The organism is Thermosynechococcus sp. HY213 (assembly GCF_031460975.1).
GTDB lineage: Bacteria > Cyanobacteriota > Cyanobacteriia > Thermosynechococcales > Thermosynechococcaceae > Thermosynechococcus.
This window is the reverse complement of the sequence record NZ_JAVKVB010000009.1, coordinates 26,085-40,200: the sequence shown is the minus strand read 5'-3', so window position 1 is coordinate 40,200 and position 14,116 is coordinate 26,085. Positions and strand designations below refer to the sequence as shown.

Sequence of the window (14,116 nt, the reverse complement as noted above, 5' to 3'; positions counted from 1 at the left end):
CGAAATACTCTCCTGATTTGAATGTGATTGAGCACGACTTCAGTGCGCTGAAGCGAGCGCGGATGTATGCAGGGTCAAACAGTTCGATTGATGAGGTGATTCGCAAGTATTGTGCTGGATGATATCTCATTTTTTATTGGAATAGCTATAAATTTCAAGGAATAATATGCATAAATTTTAGAAATCTTTACTTGCGATCATCAAGTGTATTGCATGGCTTAGGGACTGTGATCGCCCCCTATAAAGGAAATTAGCTATGCCAGCAATATTTACCGCATTTAGCAAGTTAAAACTGTATCCTGATGTTTGGTTGGCAAAACTGACTGGTAGTACTGCTCTAGTTGCTGGGTGGCCGCCGCCCAACTCCAGCGTTCAGCTTCTTGGCGGGCATTTTGGCGTAGGGTCTCGCGATCGCTCGGAGAGTCAAAGAGGCGCTGACAAGCCGTAATCGCTCCTGTAGAATCCGCTGGGTCAAACAAAAACCCATTCACCCCATCAGTGACAATATCCGGAATCCCCCCACTGTTGGCAGCCACCACAGGACAGCCTGCGGCCATCGCTTCTAAAAGAACCAAGCCAAGGGTTTCCGTGCGCGAGGGAAAGACAAAGACATCCGCCGAGGCAAAAGCTGCTGCCAAGCGTTCACCGCGCAGATAGCCCACAAAATGCGTGGGGGTACCCGCAAAGTGCTGTTCGAGGGCTTCCCGATGCGGACCATTGCCCACGAGTGCCAGTCGCGCCTGAGGAATCTGCTCCAGAATGGGCTTAATCTGCTCAATTTCCTTTTCCGCGGAGAGGCGGCCAACGTAGAGCAATAGGGGGGCTTCTGGATACCCTTGGCTGAGAAAGGAGCGCATTTCTTGACTTTGGCGCTGCGGATGAAACAACTCCACATCTACCCCCCGCTGCCAGAGATCCAGATGGCGAATGCCGTGCGCTTTCAGTTCTGCCACCATTGCCGTTGAGGTACACAAGTTGAGTTGAGCACGGTTATGGGCCAACCGCAGCAGCGACCAGAGCACCTCTTCAAGAAACCCCAAGCCATAGTACTTCAGGTATTGCGGCAAATGGGTGTGGTAGGAAGCGACCAAAGGCAAGTGGAATTTCTGCGCATAGTACAGACCCGCTACCCCCAAGACCGCTGGGTTCGCCACATGGATCAGATCGGGTGCAAAGGCCTCTAGGGCTTGACCAATGGCGGGTCGTGGCAGGGCGAGTTTGAGTTCAGGATACAATGGGAGGGGAAAACCGGAGACACCGTAGATCTGCGCGCCTTCGTAATAATCCAGCCCGCCCTCGGGAGCCACCACCAACACCTGATGGCCATTCCGTTGCAGATGTCGGACGGTTTGACACAAACGGGTCACAATGCCATCAATCTTGGGAAGAAAGGTCTCGGTAAATAGCGCGATCCGCATTTCGCTAACCTGAATGGGAGGGAGGTTTTTCCCATTCTCGAATTAGGGGGGTCTTGACGCAACCCATAGGGGCAAAAAAGTTGCTTGTACTAGGAGGGGTGAACTGTGGCAAAGACAGAGTTACTGATGGCGATCGCTGGCCTGAATCGAGGCATTCTAGCCACACCGCGCGATCGCAAACAGGTGGCCGCCCTTGCCGCTTCCCTTGAAACCATGAATCCCACCCCCGATCCCCTCAATGCCCTCGAAAAACTTGCCGGGGATTGGCGACTCATCTACACCAGTAGTCAGGCGCTGCTTGCTCTAGATCGCTCCCCAATTGTCAAGCTTGGGCAAATTTATCAGTGCATTCGTCCGCAGCAGCAGCGCATCTACAATATCGCTGAACTCTACGGCTTGCCCTTCCTAGAGGGGATTATCAGTGTCTTGGCGCGGTTTGAACCCTTGACCCAACAGCGGGTACAGGTGTACTTTGAACGCTCCATTGTTGGGTTGCGTCAGTGGCTCAATTACTATTCTCCCTCCCAGTTCATTCCCCAACTCCACAGCCGTCAGCCGCTGATTGCCCTAGATGTCCCCCTCAACAGCAATGATCAACAGGGCTGGCTCGATATCACTTACCTTGATGAGGATTTGCGAATTGCCCGCGGCAATGAGGGGAGCCTTTTTGTCTTGAGCCGGGTTTAGGGACAATTCCCTGTACCGTTAAACTAGGGAAGAGTGGCACGATTCTCACCCCTGCTGCAATGGAAGCACAGCTGCCCCAGCAACTCAGTTTTCCATGGAATCCGATGCCTTCTGAACCGCTGGCTGAAGGTTCCCTAGCGGCTACTCCTGTTGCAGGGAGTGATAGTAGCCAAGAGCGCATCCGTTATTTAGAGCAGGCCATTGACCAATGCGAACACTATATTAACGAGCTGAAGCAGCAACTGCGCAATCAGGCCTTTTTGGAAGACTTACTTGCTCGTACGGAAGAAACGGCTCAGATTCAACAACAGGCAATCGTTGCCCTCCAAGAACAATTGCGCTCCCAAGCCACCTGTGCCCACGAGTTGGCCGAAATGAGCCACCATCGCCAATCCTTGGAAACGATTCTTCAGCAATCGCAAACGGAAATTGAGCACCTGCATCAGGAGGTGGATCGGCTCCTCAAGGCTCAAGATGCCCTCGAGGCTAAATTGGTGAATAGCCATCGCCTCCTGCGGCAACGGGAACAGGAATATCAACTCCTTGAATCCCAACTGCGCCAAGTCCAAGAGGAAAAAGCGCTGCTGCAAACTCGCCTTGAACAAGCCCGCTCAGAATTGAGCGATCGCCAAACCCAACTGGATGATCTCAACCGTCGCCTCACCCAAGCCAACCATTTAATTGAAACCCAAGAACGGATCATCACTGCGCTGCAACAGGCGCAAGGATCAGAGGTCAGCAAAAACAATGTTATTCAGGGACTGAGTAAAACCCTCCTAAAAACCCAAACCAAGCTCCAAGAACTGGAGCGGGAGTATCAGCAACAGCGCCTGCAATATATGACCACCCAGCACTACAACCAAGAGCTGGAGGCGCGCACTAGTCAACAACAGGAACGCCTACAACACCTAGAAGCCCAAATTGCCGAACTCCAAGAGCAAATTCTCCATCAGGCACAGCAGGCACGGGAGCAGGAAACCGCTGTTCAACACTGGAAGGATCGCTACACCGAGGCCGAGCGATCGCTAGCGCAGTTACAACGCGTCATTGCCCAAATGGCCACGGGTGGATCCATTTCCCTGAGTGAGGTTCCTTCTTAGGGAGGATGTTTGAACAAATCTCAATTTTGTATAATAAGCCATAGTCATTACGAGTTTGTTTATGCTCAAATTCATTGGTTGGGCAGGGAGTCTGCGGGATGGCTCCTACTCTCAAAGCGCCCTAGATGTTGCCATTGCCAAAGCAGCCGCCCAAGGGGTTACCGTTGAACGTCTGGATTTACGGCAAATGACGCTCCCCTTTTGTACCGGTGCTGAGAGCTACCCCGACTACCCCGATGTCGCCATCTTTCAAACCAAGGTCAAGGAAGCCGATGGTATTTTGCTGGTGACCCCGGAGTACCACGGCAGCGTTAGCGGTGTGCTCAAGAACTCCCTTGATCTCCTCAGCTTTGAACACCTCAGCGGCAAAGTGGTCGCCATGATGAGTGTCCTCGGTGGCCAAACCAACAGCAATGCCCTCAATGATCTGCGGGTGATCTTGCGCTGGGTACATGCGTGGGTGATTCCAGAACAGGTGGCCATTGGTCAGGCGTGGCAAGCCTTCACGCCCGAGGGGCAATTGAGGGATCCCAAGCTCGATGAGCGAGTGGACAAAATGATTGCCAGTTGGATTCAGACCACCCGTCAACTACGAGAAGCAAGCGCCTAATTCAATCCCTCTTGCAGCCACTGCGCCACCTGCTTGGCATGGTAGGTGAGAATGACATCAGCACCTGCCCGCTTAAAGCCAAGAAGGGTTTCCAGCACCACTTTTTTCTCATCAATCCAGCCATTGCGGGCGGCGGCTTTCACCATTGCGTATTCTCCGGAAACGTTGTAGGCGGCCACGGGAACATCGCTCACCTGCTTGAGTTGGGCAATGACATCCATGTAGGCAAGGGCAGGTTTCACCATCACCAGATCGGCGCCCTCCTCAATATCCAAGCTGACCTCCCGCACTGCTTCGCGGACATTGGCTGGATCCATTTGGTAGGTTTTTTTATCACCAAACTTCGGTGCCGAATCTAAAGCATCGCGAAAAGGGCCATAGTAGGCGGAGGCGTATTTCGCAGAGTAGGCGAGAATCCCCACGTGGGTATAGCCTGCGGCATCTAGACCCGCCCGAATGGCACCGACACGGCCATCCATCATATCTGACGGAGCAACAAAATCAGCCCCGGCAGCCGCTTGACTCACTGCCTGTTTCACCAGCACCTCTACGGTTTCGTCATTGAGAATTTCGCCATCTTTGACAATGCCATCGTGGCCTTCGCTGCTGTAGGGATCAAGGGCGACATCGGTAAAGATCAGCAGGTCGGGTAAGACAGCCTTAATGGCACGTACCGATCGCTGGACAAGACCCTCAGGATTGTAGCTTTCAGTACCTGCATTGTCCTTGAGGTGCTCAGGCACAAGGGGAAATAGCGCGATCGCCCCAATTCCCAAGGCATAGACCTCCTTCAGCTCTAAAATCAGGCGATCCAGCGTATAGCGATAGCAGTCGGGCATTGAGGGGACTTCCTGCACCTGATCTTCCCCCTCCATGACAAAGACCGGATAGATCAAATCCCCTGTGGTTAGGGTATGCTCGCGCACCAAGCGACGAATTTGAGCCGTGCGGCGTAAACGGCGAGGCCGATGGGTTAGCTCCATAATTCAACAATCAAAAACTCAGTAATGTCCCAGTTCAAACGGCTGTGAGTCAGCACGTACAACCTTTGGATTATTTCCGCATTATCTCACCTTGAGGGATCAAGACTGTGGGCGGTGCAGGATGCTTACAAACGTTTACGAACAACTTCAGTGTTCAAGCGGGTTGCAGATAGGGCAAGGCCAGATAGAAACTGGTGACGGTCTTGGCATCTTTCACTTGACCACTATGAATCGCAGCGGCCAAGTCAGCTAGAGAAAACTCCACAATTTCAATGTGCTCGTCGGTGTCCTGAGGCGGGGGTGTCTCTAGTTTTTCCAGCTCAGTGGCCAAGTAGGCGTAGATCACTTCATCAGAATAGCCGGGGGCAATGTAAAACTCTCCCAGTTTTTGCCAATGGTGGGCGCGGTAGCCCGTTTCCTCTTCAATCTCGCGCTCAATGGTGGCAAAAGGCTTTTCGTGATCCTCAACGGTGCCCGCTGGGAACTCCAGCAGATATTCCTCAGTGGCAAAGCGGTATTGTTTGACAAGGATCAGGTTGCCCTCTGGGGTCACCGGCACAGCTAATGCCCCCCCTGGATGCCGCACAGTTCCCAAGATCGAGACAGACCCATGGGGCAAGCGATATTGATTGACCTCAAAGGTAAACTTACGACTGCGGCAAAAGCAGTGGCGTTCGAGGACTTCGGGGGGGATTTTCGTCATAGGGGTTAGACAAGGGTGCGATCGGTGAGAATTTCGTAGCCCGTTTTGGTGACCAAGACCGTGTGCTCAAATTGGGCAGAGAGGGAATTATCAACCGTAACCGCTGTCCAGCGATCGCGCAAAATCCGCACCTGTTTTGACCCCGCATTCACAATGGGTTCAATGGCCAAGGTCATCCCCGCCCGTAGCCGCACATTCTTAAGTTCATTGGTGCGGAAGTTAAATACCGAAGGTTCTTCGTGGAGATTGCGCCCCACGCCGTGGCCAGTAAAGTCCTCGACCACAACAAAGCCATTGGCTTCGACATAATCTTGAATAGCACCCGCCAAATCCATGAGGTAGTTGCCTTCTTTAACCTGCTCAATGCCGCGGTAGAGGGCTTCTTCAGCCACTTTTACCAGCTTGGCCGCTTCCTCGGAGATTTCCCCCACTGGAATCGTAATGCAAGAGTCGCCATGGAAGCCATTGTAGTAGGCACCGGTATCAATCTTAACGATGTCGCCATTGCGAATCACTTTGCGGGGGCTGGGAATGCCATGAACCACCTCGTTGTTGATGCAAGCGCAAATGGAGGCCGGAAAGCCCTGATAGCCTTTGAAGCTCGGTGTTGCCCCCATTTCGCGGATGCGTTTCTCGGCATAGGCATCGAGATCCGCCGTCGTCATGCCCGGCTCGATCATCTGGGAAATTTCCTTGAGCACCGTCGCCACAATGCGCGAGGCCTGCCGCATAATCTCAATTTCTCGCTTGGACTTAATTTCAATGCCACGGCGGGGACGGGTTTGGATGGGGGTGGTGGGGGGAGTGAGCAGACTACCAAGGATATTCATGGGCGCGATGCAACCGCAAAAATCGTTCTTTTTCAGGATAACGCTGTTGCGCTGATCAGGGGAATGTCAATTTTATCCTTGAGGGATGGGTGAACGAACATGCGCTTGATAGAGCTGCTTAAATCGCCGCTGTTGCTGGCCGTGATCCACAATTGGCAAGGGATAACCGCAGCGATGCCGCTCTAGGGGAGAAATAGTTCCCGTCACCAAATCTGCCGTATCGAGGGATTTCAACTCCGGCAGCCAACGGCGAATATACTCCGCCTCAGGATCAAATTTTTGCGCTTGACTGGCTGGGTTAAAAATCCGCAGCGGCTTTGGATCCATCCCACTAGAGGCACTCCACTGCCAACCGCCATTATTGGCTGCCAAGTCGCCATCAATCAGTTTTTGCATAAAGTACCGCTCACCCCATTGGGGATTGATGATCAAGTCCTTGGTGAGGAAACTGGCCACAATCATGCGGCAGCGGTTATGCATCCAACCCGTTTCATTGAGTTGGCGCATGGCGGCATCCACAATTGGGTAACCGGTGCGACCCTCACACCAAGCCGCAAAGTGTTCTGCGTGATTCAGCCAAGGAAAAGTGGCAAATCGTTCACGATGGGGACGCTCCGCCAAGTGGGGAAACCAATAGAGGGCGTGCTGATAAAACTCCCGCCACGCCAATTCCTGCTGCCACGTGCGAATACTCGTTTTTGCCTCTTCACTGCGGGCTGCGGCCATAGCGGCCTGACTGGCTGCCCAGACACGGCGAATACCAATGACACCGAACTTGAGGGCAGGGCTTAAGAGGGAGGTTCCAGGTTGCGCTGGATAGTTGCGCTGCTCACCATAGTCTTGAATGTGCTGGCCAATAAATGTCTCCAGTTGTGCTTGGGCGGCGGCTTCACCGGGAGCAAGGATCAGTTCTCCTGACCAATGAAATCCCAAATCCTTGGCAGTGGGCAGCGGTATCGCCCCTAGGGCTGTGGCTGTCGCTTGTTCAGCTTCTATCAGAGGTTCGAGGTGGCTGGGGCTGGGGACAGGCTCTGGTTTAGCTAGGCTTGACCAGTTGCGCCAAAAGGGGGAATAGACGGTGTAGGGCTGCCCCTGTTTTGTTTGTACGGCCTCTGGGGGATGCAGGAGTTGATCCCAAGCAGTTTCCACAGCAATTCCCTTTTCCTTGAGGGCAGCAGCCACAGCGCGATCGCGATCGCGACCGTAGGGTTCCACATCCTCATGCCAATGCACCGCCACCGCCCCTAAGCCACTGGCCACTTGGGGCAGAATTTGACGCGGGTCACCATGAAAAATTAAAAAGCTCCCCCCAAGTCGCTGATAGGCTTCTTGCAAGGCCTGTAGGCAACCCACGAGGTATGTCACCCGCACCGCCGCAATGTCCGAGGCACTGAGAATCGCCGGGTCAAAGCAAAAAATGCCAACCACTTTGGGAGTTTGGGTGTAGGCAGCCGCCAACCCCACACTGTCACTCAGGCGCAGATCGCGACGATGCCAAAAGAGGCGCAGGCTCATCACCCGTCCATCCTAGGCGCACTAGAAAATAGCGCCAATACATTCATTGATTGCGGCTTTAACTTCCGGGGGTTCATTGTCGGCAGTCATTTTCTGAAATTCCTCATAGCTCATTTTTTCTTGGAGGCGGTTTATCAGGCAAGTGCAATAGCGATCGCCGCGATCGCCAAAGCCGGGAGGCGTTTGCGCCGCAAATTTGGTTTGACACTCCTGCATAAAGACCGCGATCGCCTCTGGGGGATAAGTCGCCGCTGGCGTTTCTTGGGCGAAAATAGATAAACTCAGCAATCCCAGACCGCTACTGCTGAGAAGGCTCATCACGAGTTTGGAGAATTTCATTGGGGCGACTCCTAGGGGCAATACCTGATGCGGTTCTGGCAAAGAGCTTCCTGCGGTTGCTGCACTTCCAAACTTTTGTTGAGTTAGCGATCAAGTCATAGACAAGGATGCCACGTTTATCTATACTTGTCTTCTATCGTTTTGTGTGTGCAGTTATCGGCAAAGGAGGCTCTCATTTCTGAACCACTTGCCCTCACCCAAAGCCTAAGAGGTACCCGTGAGATTCGCGATAACTATCAAGTGTTTCGCCTGACGGGTCTCATTGATGCGTTCTCCGAGTCGGCCTTTCGCAAGGTCATTAGTAAGTGTTTTGACGATGGGCCTGCCAACGTCATCTTAGACCTTTCAAAAATTGAGTTTATTGACAGCTCTGGCCTCGGCATTTTGGTACAACTGGCCAAAAAAGCCCAAGAGCATCAGGGTCAACTGCAAATTGTCACCAATCCCCGCGTCACCCAAACGGTCAAACTCGTGCGTTTAGAGAACTTTTTGCCCCTTCAGCCGGATCTGGCGACGGCGATCGCCCAAATTACTGGCGAAACCCATTCCTAAACATTCTGTTCCTGTGGCAGTAAAACTAAGGGGGGTCTTTTTAGCTGAAACGTCATGCTGGACTCTGCTGGATTATTGCCCCTTGTTCCCCCCAAAATTCCCGCCCATCAACTGCCACCGGCGGCTTTGGCCTACGTTGGCGACGCCGTTTATGAACTCTTTATCCGCTGGCTTTTTCTAACCCCCCCCCAACGTATTAATACCTACCACCGCCAAGTGGTGGCGCATGTGCGTGCTGAAAGTCAAGCCCGTTATATGGACTTCCTCTGGCAGCATTGCACCGAAACCGAACGCTCGATTTTTCGTCAGGGTCGCAATGCGGCTGCCGATGGCCCAAAGCGAGTTGCCGCAAAAATTTACCGTCAAGCTACTGGCTTTGAAGCCCTACTGGGATACCTCTACCTCACCAATCCGCAACGCCTACAGGAGATTTTTCAACTACTTGAGCGGCACATTCGCAATGAAATGAACAGCAATATCGACGAAACAGAATCCCGTAATGAAATGTAACCACTGCGTGATAGGATGCTTAGTGGCCAGTTCAAGGCATCCTCGGATGCTCCCTATTCTGCTGTGACCGTTCCCGATTCTGCTTCAGCACCCTCTGTGCCATCAACCATTGCCAATTCCCCAAAGAAGGGCGGCTCGATGGCCGAGTTTTATCAACTCTGTCGCGAATTATTCACGACAAGCCTCGTGCTGATGGCGATCGCCTTTGGAGCGGTTTGGCTGATTTACGGCCTGAACACAGCGTTGAATTACCTTTTGGGGGCAAGTGCGAGCCTAATTTATCTGCGGCTCCTCGCCCGCAGTGTGGAGCGCCTAGGAAACGACCAGAAAAAGCTGGGGAAAACGCAGCTCCTTGTCGTCGTGGTTGTGATTATTTTGGCAGCCCGTTGGCAAGAGCTACATATTATTCCAGTGTTCTTGGGGTTCTTAACCTACAAAGCCGCCATTCTGGTCTATATGTTTCGTACGGTTTTGCCGTCCCCTTAACGCTGGCTCACTGTAGTGCTTAGACAACCGAGCGCGGAGGCATGATGCCTTTGATACACCTTTGGACAGCTCTTCCCCTTGCCAAGTTGGAGGTGGGGCACCATTTCTACTGGCATATTGGCAACCTAAAAGTTCACGGTCAAGTCTTCATCACCACTTGGTTTGTGATGGCCATTCTGATTGCGGCGGCCTTTGCCGCCTCGCGGAATATCCAACGGGTGCCCAGTGGTATTCAAAACTTGATGGAATACGCGCTGGAATTCATCCGCGATTTGACCAAGAGCCAAATGGGTGAGCACGAGTACCGAGCTTGGGTTCCCTTTGTGGGGACACTGTTCCTGTTCATTTTTGTTTGTAACTGGTCAGGCGCACTGGTACCGTGGAAACTCATCGAACTGCCAGAAGGGGAGCTAGCAGCACCCACCAATGACATCAATACCACCGTGGCCTTGGCTTTGCTGGTCTCCTTGGCCTATTTCTACGCCGGGCTACGCAAGCGGGGGCTGAAGTATTTCACCAAGTACATCGAGCCAACGCCCGTCTTACTTCCCATTGCCATCTTGGAAGATTTTACAAAACCGCTTTCCCTGAGCTTCCGTCTTTTTGGCAACATCTTGGCGGATGAATTGGTGGTGGGGGTCTTGGTGTTGCTGGTGCCCTTGTTTGTGCCCTTGCCCGTGATGGCCTTGGGACTCTTTACCAGTGCCATTCAAGCCCTTGTGTTTGCCACCCTTGCAGCCACCTATATTGGGGAGGCCATGGAGGGACATGGCGGCGAGCACGAAGAGGCGCACTCCTAAAAGGGGTACATACCCTGCTATTGTTATCTCTGGAAATTTTGTTTCGTCCTACTACGTCTCGAGGAAATCAACTATGGATCCGTTAGTCGCTTCTGCTTCTGTTTTGGCTGCTGCTCTGGCAATTGGTTTGGCATCGCTTGGGCCTGGGATTGGTCAAGGGAATGCCTCTGGTCAAGCCGTGGAAGGGATTGCGCGGCAACCGGAAGCGGAAGGTAAAATTCGGGGTACACTGCTGCTGACCTTGGCATTCATGGAGTCGCTGACCATCTACGGTCTGGTGATTGCGCTGGTGCTCCTGTTTGCCAACCCCTTTGCATCCTAATTAACCCCAGTGGGGGAGGCTTGGATGAGCTTTCCCCCGATCCCCCATTCTGGAGAGGCTGATGTTTGATTTTGATGCCACCCTACCCCTGATGGCTGTGCAATTCTTAATCTTGACCGTCATTTTGAATGCGCTGCTATACAAGCCCTTGGGTCAGGCGCTGGACAATCGGGATGAATATATCCGAACCAACTTGCAGCAGGCCAAGGAGCGGTTGCAACAGGCCACTGAACTGGCTCAGCAGTATGAGCAGGAATTGGCCAGTACCCGTCGCCAAGCCCAAGCCTTGATTGAAGAGGCCAGAGCCGAGGCACAAAAAATTGCCACCGCCGAAATTGCCGAAGCACAGCAGGCCGTGCAGGCAGAGTTACTCAAGATTCAAGCAGAGATTGATCAGCAAAAGCAGGCGACACTGCAAGCGCTTGAGGGTCAAGTTGCCAGCTTGAGTGAACAGTTATTAGCGAAGTTACTGGCCTAGGAGTGTGGGTCATGGACGCAGTATTTTTATTGGCAACGGAAGAAGCGGGGCATTTTGGCATTAACACCAATTTGCTCGAAACCAATGTGATCAACCTTGCCATCATTATTGGGGTATTGGTGTATTTTGGGCGGGGCGTACTTGGCAAAACCTTGGGCGATCGCCAGCAACAAATTGCCACAGCCATTGCGGAAGCCGAAGAACGCCAGAAAGTGGCCGCTGCCCGCCTTACCGAAGAGCAGCAAAAACTGGCTCAGGCCAAGCAGGAGGCACAACGCATTCGCGAAGACGCCCTTGCCCGTGCCAAGGCTGCAAAGGAAGAACTCATTGCCCAAGCCAAGCGGGAAATTGAGCGCTTGAAGGAAACCGCTTCCCAAGATACGAGTGCCGCCACTGAGCGGGCGATCGCCGAAATTCGTGAGCGGATTGCCGCTAGGGCACTTGCCGAGGCCGAAAACCAACTCAAAGCGCGTTTGAGCCAAAATCCAGACCTTCAGCGTACCCTTGTTGATCGCAGTATTGCCCTACTAGGAGGCAAATGATGCAGACCACTGTCCGTGGTGAACTGGTTGAACCCTATGCCGAGGCGCTGCTGTCGTTAGCGCAAACCCACAACCTCATTGATCAGTTTCAGCAGGACACGCAGTTAATTCTGGAACTCCTTGCCAGCTCCAGTGAACTGCAACAGTTTCTCGCCAATCCCCTGATCAAGCCTGAGGCCAAAAAGAACGTGCTGCGGCAGTTGACCGTGGAGAAGGTGCATGGCTACTTCCTCAACTTCTTAATGTTGCTCGTGGATCGGCGGCGAATTAACTTTCTTGGCCCTATTTGTGAGCAGTATCGTGCCCTTGTGCGCAAACTCCGCAATGTGATCTTGGCGGAAGTCACCAGTGCCGTCGAACTCAACGACGATCAACGCCGTGCCGTGGTTGAAAAGGTCAAAGCCATGACCGGTGCTGCCGATGTAGAGCTGGTTACTGCCTGCGATCCCGAACTAATTGGTGGTGTGGTGATTAAAGTTGGCTCCCAAATCTTTGATGCCAGCCTGCGGGGTCAACTCCGCCGCCTCAGTCTCACCTTGGCGCAAGCCGCCTAACGTCCCTTTGTAAACTGTTCAACCCTTGAGAGCGACTTCTATGGTAAGTATCCGACCCGACGAAATCAGTAGCATTATTCGCCAGCAAATCGAGCAGTACGAACAGTCGATCAAAGTCGATAATGTCGGTACTGTCTTGCAGGTGGGCGATGGCATTGCCCGTGTCTATGGCCTCGACAAAGTGATGGCCTCAGAATTGGTGGAATTTGAAGACGGCACCGTGGGAATTGCCCTTAACCTCGAAGAGGATAACGTGGGGGTGGTGCTGATGGGCGATGGCCTCGGTATTGAAGAAGGCAGTACGGTGCGGGCCACTGGCAAAATTGCTTCCGTGCCTGTAGGTGAAGCGGTCATTGGTCGGGTGGTGGATGCCCTAGTGCGCCCCATTGATGGCAAAGGGGAGATCCACACAACAGCAACCCGCCTGATTGAATCCCCTGCCCCCGGTATTGTCCAGCGCAAATCGGTGTGTGAGCCGTTGCAAACGGGGATTACGGCTATTGACGCCATGATTCCCATTGGTCGTGGTCAGCGAGAACTGATCATTGGCGATCGCCAGACCGGAAAAACGGCCGTTGCCATTGACACAATTCTGAACCAAAAAGGCCAAGATGTGATTTGCGTCTATGTGGCCATCGGTCAAAAAGCGTCCAGTGTCGCTCAAGTGGTGAACGTGCTGCGGGAGCGGGGTGCACTCGATTACACGATTGTGATTGCCGCTAACGCCAGTGATCCAGCCGCTTTGCAGTATCTCGCCCCCTACACCGGTGCCACGATTGCTGAGTACTTCATGTACCAAGGCAAGCACACCCTCGTCATCTATGACGACCTCTCCAAACAAGCGCAAGCCTATCGGCAAATGTCGCTGCTGCTGCGCCGTCCTCCCGGTCGTGAAGCCTACCCTGGGGATGTGTTTTATCTCCACTCCCGCCTGCTGGAGCGTGCCGCCAAACTCAACGATGCCCTCGGCGGTGGCAGCATGACGGCGCTTCCTGTGGTTGAAACCCAAGCCGGTGACGTGTCTGCCTACATTCCCACCAACGTCATTTCCATTACCGACGGTCAAATCTTCCTCTCCTCTGACCTCTTCAACGCTGGCTTGCGTCCTGCCATCAACGCGGGGATTTCCGTGTCACGGGTGGGTTCTGCTGCTCAAATCAAAGCCATGAAGCAGGTGGCTGGCAAACTGAAGCTGGAATTGGCGCAATTTGATGAACTGCAAGCCTTTGCCCAGTTTGCCTCTGACTTGGATAAAGCCACCCAAAACCAACTGGCACGAGGCCAACGCCTGCGGGAAATTCTCAAGCAGCCCCAGTACTCACCCATTCCGGTGGAATACCAAGTGGCAACCATTTACGCCGGTACCAATGGCTACCTTGACGACATCCCCGTTGAGGCAGTGGCCAAGTTTGTTGCCGGTCTGCGGGACTACCTGCACACAAGCAAGCCCGAATACGGCGAAATCATCCGCACCACCCAAAAACTGGATGAAAAAGCTGAAGCCTTGCTGAAAGAGGCGATCGCCGAATACAAAGCTGGCTTTACTGCCTAGGCGCGATCGCGTTATATCATGCTCTGAACCTGCCCTCTACCCAGGGTAGGTTTTTTTATGCCTAGGCTACTCTCAAGTGTCAAAAATCATTGCAGTTTCCTGAAGCCATCCCCCTGAGCCTGCCGTCCTCTCCTA

The 14,116-nt window shown here is 53.2% G+C and carries 18 protein-coding genes and 1 pseudogene; 13 read left to right on the top strand and 6 right to left on the bottom strand.

Translation table 11 applies throughout. The annotated features are described in order from the left end of the window. Window positions 1-122: pseudogene (locus RHK62_RS05175) on the top strand (IS630 family transposase); the annotation flags it as partial. 156 nt (window positions 123-278) lie between these two features. Here RHK62_RS05175 and RHK62_RS05170 read toward each other — a convergent pair. After that, entirely contained in the window at window positions 279-1,418 is a 1,140-nt protein-coding gene (locus RHK62_RS05170; RefSeq protein WP_310438272.1) for a glycosyltransferase family 1 protein, read from the bottom strand. Window positions 1,419-1,523: 105 nt separating this feature from the next. Between RHK62_RS05170 and RHK62_RS05165 the strand changes: the two genes are divergently transcribed. From RHK62_RS05165 to RHK62_RS05155, 3 genes are all read left to right on the top strand, one after another. Further along, the gene (locus RHK62_RS05165) at window positions 1,524-2,105 is read left to right on the top strand and encodes a PAP/fibrillin family protein (protein WP_286649886.1); all 582 of its coding nucleotides are present in this window, start codon (window positions 1,524-1,526) and stop codon (window positions 2,103-2,105) included. Window positions 2,106-2,209: 104 nt separating this feature from the next. Then, window positions 2,210-3,205 carry a hypothetical protein gene (locus RHK62_RS05160; protein WP_310438271.1) on the top strand — a complete coding sequence of 332 codons (996 nt, stop codon included), beginning with the start codon at window positions 2,210-2,212 and terminating at the stop codon, window positions 3,203-3,205. 61 nt (window positions 3,206-3,266) lie between these two features. Further along, window positions 3,267-3,815 (top strand): NADPH-dependent FMN reductase, encoded by a 549-nt coding sequence (locus tag RHK62_RS05155; protein ID WP_286626636.1) that lies wholly within the window; start codon window positions 3,267-3,269, stop codon window positions 3,813-3,815. On the opposite strand, the gene hemB is transcribed toward RHK62_RS05155, so the two are convergent. From hemB to RHK62_RS05130, 5 genes are all read right to left on the bottom strand, one after another. After that, a complete protein-coding gene (gene hemB, locus RHK62_RS05150; protein WP_149818282.1) occupies window positions 3,812-4,798 on the bottom strand; it encodes a porphobilinogen synthase in 987 nt (328 codons plus the stop codon). The two genes, RHK62_RS05155 and hemB, sit on opposite strands and share 4 nt — an antisense overlap. Before the next feature lie 154 nt (window positions 4,799-4,952). Continuing rightward, window positions 4,953-5,501 (bottom strand): NUDIX hydrolase, encoded by a 549-nt coding sequence (locus tag RHK62_RS05145; RefSeq protein ID WP_149818284.1) that lies wholly within the window; start codon window positions 5,499-5,501, stop codon window positions 4,953-4,955. Window positions 5,502-5,506: 5 nt separating this feature from the next. Continuing rightward, the gene (map, locus tag RHK62_RS05140) at window positions 5,507-6,331 is read right to left on the bottom strand and encodes a type I methionyl aminopeptidase (RefSeq protein ID WP_206199667.1); all 825 of its coding nucleotides are present in this window, start codon (window positions 6,329-6,331) and stop codon (window positions 5,507-5,509) included. 72 nt (window positions 6,332-6,403) lie between these two features. After that, window positions 6,404-7,849: a deoxyribodipyrimidine photo-lyase, 8-HDF type gene (locus tag RHK62_RS05135; protein ID WP_399377993.1), complete on the bottom strand. Its 1,446-nt coding sequence runs from the start codon at window positions 7,847-7,849 to the stop codon at window positions 6,404-6,406. Between the two features lie 18 nt (window positions 7,850-7,867). Then, window positions 7,868-8,185 (bottom strand): hypothetical protein, encoded by a 318-nt coding sequence (locus RHK62_RS05130; protein WP_310453393.1) that lies wholly within the window; start codon window positions 8,183-8,185, stop codon window positions 7,868-7,870. A 141-nt stretch (window positions 8,186-8,326) separates the two neighbouring features. On the opposite strand from RHK62_RS05130, the gene RHK62_RS05125 reads away from it, so the two are divergent. The 9 genes from RHK62_RS05125 (at window position 8,327) to atpA (ending at window position 13,981) form a co-directional block, all read left to right on the top strand. Continuing rightward, window positions 8,327-8,737: an STAS domain-containing protein gene (locus RHK62_RS05125; protein ID WP_225901526.1), complete on the top strand. Its 411-nt coding sequence runs from the start codon at window positions 8,327-8,329 to the stop codon at window positions 8,735-8,737. 54 nt (window positions 8,738-8,791) lie between these two features. Continuing rightward, window positions 8,792-9,247: a ribonuclease III domain-containing protein gene (locus tag RHK62_RS05120; RefSeq protein WP_310453392.1), complete on the top strand. Its 456-nt coding sequence runs from the start codon at window positions 8,792-8,794 to the stop codon at window positions 9,245-9,247. Between the two features lie 15 nt (window positions 9,248-9,262). Then, entirely contained in the window at window positions 9,263-9,733 is a 471-nt protein-coding gene (locus RHK62_RS05115; protein WP_149818296.1) for an ATP synthase subunit I, read from the top strand. A gap of 41 nt (window positions 9,734-9,774) precedes the next feature. Then, complete coding sequence (gene atpB, locus RHK62_RS05110; RefSeq protein ID WP_149818298.1) at window positions 9,775-10,533, top strand: F0F1 ATP synthase subunit A; 759 nt, start codon at window positions 9,775-9,777, stop codon at window positions 10,531-10,533. 73 nt (window positions 10,534-10,606) lie between these two features. Beyond that, on the top strand, window positions 10,607-10,855 hold the full coding sequence (gene atpE / locus RHK62_RS05105) for an ATP synthase F0 subunit C (RefSeq protein ID WP_009767951.1): 249 nt from the start codon (window positions 10,607-10,609) through the stop codon (window positions 10,853-10,855). 61 nt (window positions 10,856-10,916) lie between these two features. Next, window positions 10,917-11,333 (top strand): F0F1 ATP synthase subunit B', encoded by a 417-nt coding sequence (locus RHK62_RS05100; protein ID WP_206199672.1) that lies wholly within the window; start codon window positions 10,917-10,919, stop codon window positions 11,331-11,333. An 11-nt stretch (window positions 11,334-11,344) separates the two neighbouring features. Continuing rightward, entirely contained in the window at window positions 11,345-11,875 is a 531-nt protein-coding gene (locus tag RHK62_RS05095) for a F0F1 ATP synthase subunit B (protein WP_302676241.1), read from the top strand. Then, the gene (gene atpH, locus RHK62_RS05090; protein ID WP_310453391.1) at window positions 11,872-12,429 is read left to right on the top strand and encodes an ATP synthase F1 subunit delta; all 558 of its coding nucleotides are present in this window, start codon (window positions 11,872-11,874) and stop codon (window positions 12,427-12,429) included. The genes RHK62_RS05095 and atpH overlap by 4 nt, the downstream gene beginning before the upstream one ends. A gap of 40 nt (window positions 12,430-12,469) precedes the next feature. Beyond that, complete coding sequence (gene atpA / locus RHK62_RS05085) at window positions 12,470-13,981, top strand: F0F1 ATP synthase subunit alpha (RefSeq protein ID WP_302676239.1); 1,512 nt, start codon at window positions 12,470-12,472, stop codon at window positions 13,979-13,981. The last annotated feature ends 135 nt before the right edge of the window (window positions 13,982-14,116 follow it).

Excerpts from the sequence above, each read along its gene's own strand:
- RHK62_RS05170 (WP_310438272.1), bottom strand. The coding sequence starts at position 1,418 with ATGCGGATCGCGCTATTTACCGAGACCTTTCTTCCCAAGATTGATGGC.
- RHK62_RS05160 (WP_310438271.1), top strand. The coding sequence starts at position 2,210 with ATGCCTTCTGAACCGCTGGCTGAAGGTTCCCTAGCGGCTACTCCTGTT.
- RHK62_RS05155 (WP_286626636.1), top strand. The coding sequence starts at position 3,267 with ATGCTCAAATTCATTGGTTGGGCAGGGAGTCTGCGGGATGGCTCCTAC.
- hemB (WP_149818282.1), bottom strand. The coding sequence starts at position 4,798 with ATGGAGCTAACCCATCGGCCTCGCCGTTTACGCCGCACGGCTCAAATT.
- RHK62_RS05145 (WP_149818284.1), bottom strand. The coding sequence starts at position 5,501 with ATGACGAAAATCCCCCCCGAAGTCCTCGAACGCCACTGCTTTTGCCGC.
- map (WP_206199667.1), bottom strand. The coding sequence starts at position 6,331 with ATGAATATCCTTGGTAGTCTGCTCACTCCCCCCACCACCCCCATCCAA.
- RHK62_RS05130 (WP_310453393.1), bottom strand. The coding sequence starts at position 8,185 with ATGAAATTCTCCAAACTCGTGATGAGCCTTCTCAGCAGTAGCGGTCTG.
- RHK62_RS05120 (WP_310453392.1), top strand. The coding sequence starts at position 8,792 with ATGCTGGACTCTGCTGGATTATTGCCCCTTGTTCCCCCCAAAATTCCC.
- RHK62_RS05115 (WP_149818296.1), top strand. The coding sequence starts at position 9,263 with ATGCTTAGTGGCCAGTTCAAGGCATCCTCGGATGCTCCCTATTCTGCT.
- atpB (WP_149818298.1), top strand. The coding sequence starts at position 9,775 with ATGATGCCTTTGATACACCTTTGGACAGCTCTTCCCCTTGCCAAGTTG.
- atpE (WP_009767951.1), top strand. The coding sequence starts at position 10,607 with ATGGATCCGTTAGTCGCTTCTGCTTCTGTTTTGGCTGCTGCTCTGGCA.
- RHK62_RS05100 (WP_206199672.1), top strand. The coding sequence starts at position 10,917 with ATGTTTGATTTTGATGCCACCCTACCCCTGATGGCTGTGCAATTCTTA.
- RHK62_RS05095 (WP_302676241.1), top strand. The coding sequence starts at position 11,345 with ATGGACGCAGTATTTTTATTGGCAACGGAAGAAGCGGGGCATTTTGGC.
- atpH (WP_310453391.1), top strand. The coding sequence starts at position 11,872 with ATGATGCAGACCACTGTCCGTGGTGAACTGGTTGAACCCTATGCCGAG.
- atpA (WP_302676239.1), top strand. The coding sequence starts at position 12,470 with ATGGTAAGTATCCGACCCGACGAAATCAGTAGCATTATTCGCCAGCAA.